The organism is Xenophilus sp. (genome assembly GCF_044462705.1).
GTDB classification, from domain to species: Bacteria; Pseudomonadota; Gammaproteobacteria; order Burkholderiales; family Burkholderiaceae_C; genus Xenophilus; species Xenophilus azovorans.
On record NZ_JBIQNC010000347.1, the window covers coordinates 1 to 2,572 of the forward strand.

The 2,572-nt window shown below is 70.5% G+C and carries 2 protein-coding genes; both read left to right on the forward strand.

The features are described 5' to 3' along the window. The first annotated feature begins 27 nt into the window (after window positions 1–27). On the forward strand, window positions 28–1,335 hold the full coding sequence (hmgA, locus tag ACIY1X_RS25940; protein ID WP_399686430.1) for a homogentisate 1,2-dioxygenase: 1,308 nt from the start codon (window positions 28–30) through the stop codon (window positions 1,333–1,335). 14 nt (window positions 1,336–1,349) lie between these two features. Next, window positions 1,350–2,572: fumarylacetoacetase (fahA, locus tag ACIY1X_RS25945; protein WP_399686432.1), on the forward strand; the 1,223-nt coding region annotated here is incomplete at its 3' end.

Here is a 2,572-nt window from a genome sequence, read left to right on the forward strand (position 1 = left end):
CATCGCCTTCCATCGAGGAGCCACACCATGACCTCTACCGCCGACACCCTGCGCTACCAGAGCGGCTTCGGCAACGAGCACGCCACCGAGGCCGTGCCTGGCGCGCTGCCGCAGGGCCGCAACAGCCCGCAGCGCGCGCCCTTCGACCTGTACCCGGAGCTGATCTCCGGCACCGCCTTCACTGCGCCGCGCCACGAGAACCGCCGCACCTGGATGTACCGCCGCCAGCCCTCGGTGGTGGCCGGCCGCTACCAGCCCTACGCGCAACCGCTGTGGACCACCGGCGGCGACCGCGAGACGGCGCTCGCGCCCGAGCCGATGCGCTGGCACCCCGTGCCCTTCGAGCCCGGCGCCGAGACCGACTTCGTCGACGGCATGCGCACCCTGGCCGCCAACGGCGATGCCGACGCGCAGTGCGGCGTCGGCTCGCTGGTCTACCTTGCGACCAAGTCCATGGAGCGGCGCGCCTTCGTCAACGCCGACGGCGAGCTGCTGGTGGTGCCGCAGCAGGGCCGCCTGGTCATCACCACCGAGCTGGGCGTGCTCGACGTCAAGCCCGGCGAGATCGCCGTACTGCCGCGCGGGCTGGCCTTCAAGGTGGCCGTGCCCGACGGTCCTTCGCGCGGCTACGTCTGCGAGAACTACGGTGCGCAGTTCCGCCTGCCCGAGCTGGGCCCCATCGGCTCCAACGGCCTGGCCAATGCGCGCGACTTCCTGGCGCCCGTCGCGGCCTACGAAGACAGCAACGCCCCTTACGAACTCATCAAGAAGTTCGGCGGCCGCTTCTGGCGCGCGCCGGCCAAGGGCACGCCCTTCAACGTGGTGGCCTGGCACGGCAACCTCACGCCGGTGAAGTACGACACCGTCAACTTCATGACGATCGGCTCCATCAGCTTCGACCACCCGGACCCGTCGATCTTCACCGTGCTCACCTCGCCCAGCGACACGCCCGGCACGGCGAATTGCGACTTCGTCATCTTCCCGCCGCGCTGGCTGGTGATGGAGGACACCTTCCGTCCGCCCTGGTACCACCGCAACCTGATGAGCGAGTTCATGGGCCTGGTGTACGGCGAATACGACGCCAAGCCCGGCGGCTTCAAGCCCGGCGGCGCCAGCCTGCACAACGCGATGGTGCCGCACGGTCCCGACGAGGAAGCCTTCGAGAAGGCGTCGACGGTCGACCTGAAGCCGCAGAAGCTGGACAACACGCTGGCCTTCATGTTCGAGAGCCGCTACCGTTTCATCCCCACCGCCTTCGCGCTGAACACCGCGCCGCTGGACACCGGCTACGCCGACTGCTGGGCCGGCCTCAAGGACCAGTTCAGCAAGCCCTGAACGAAAGACTCACCATGTACGACATCGACGCCACCCACGACCCCAAGCGCACGAGCTGGGTCGAGTCCGCCAACGCCGAAGGCAGCGACTTCCCGATCCAGAACCTGCCCTTCGGGCGCTTCCGCCGCAAGGGCAGCGGCGAGGCCTGGCGCATCGGCGTGGCCATCGGCGACCAGGTGCTGGACCTGCGCGCCGCGGGCCTCGTCGACACCGACGACATGAACGCGCTGATGGCCGCCGCGCCGGCCGAACGCAAGGCGCTGCGCGCGAAGCTCTCCGACGGCCTGGCCGAAGGCAGCGCGCAGCAGGCCGCGTGGGCCCAGGCGCTGGTGCCGCAGGCCGGCTGCGAGTACACCGTGCCCTGCCGCGTCGGCGACTACACCGACTTCTACACCGGCATCCACCACGCCACCACCATCGGCAAGCTGTTCCGGCCCGACCAGCCGCTGATGCCCAACTACAAGTGGGTGCCCATCGGCTACCACGGCCGCGCCAGCTCCATCGTCGTCAGCGGCACGCCCTTCAAGCGCCCGCAGGGCCAGACCAAGGCGCCTGGCTCCGATCCGGCGGCCGAGCCCAGCTTCGGCCCGAGCAAGCGGCTGGACTACGAACTGGAACTGGGCTTCTACGTCGGCCAGGGCAACGCGCTGGGGCAGCCCGTCGGCATCGACGACGCGGAAGCGCACCTGTTCGGCGTGGGCCTGTTCAACGACTGGTCGGCGCGCGACCTGCAGGCCTGGGAATACCAGCCGCTGGGCCCCTTCCTGGCGAAGAACTTCGCTTCCACCGTGTCGCCGTGGATCGTGACGATGGAAGCGCTGGCGCCCTTCCGCGCGCCCTTCACCCGGCCCGCGGGCGACCCGCAGCCGCTGCCCTACCTCGACGGCGCGGCCAACCGCGAAGGCGGCCAGCTCGACATCACGCTGGAGGTGCTGGTCCAGACCGCGAAGATGCGCGAGCAGGGCGAGGCGCCCGCGCGCCTCACGCACGGGCTGGTGAAGGAGGCCGCCTACTGGACCGCCGCGCAGCTCCTGGCGCACCACACCGTCAACGGCTGCAATCTGCAGCCGGGCGACCTGCTGGGCTCGGGCACGCTGTCGGGCCCCACGCCCGACGCGGCCGGCTCGCTGATGGAGCTGACGCTGGGCGGCAAGCAGCCCATCACGCTGCCCAACGGCGAGCAGCGCACCTTCCTGCAGGACGGCGACACGCTGGTGCTGCGCGGCTGGTGCGAGCG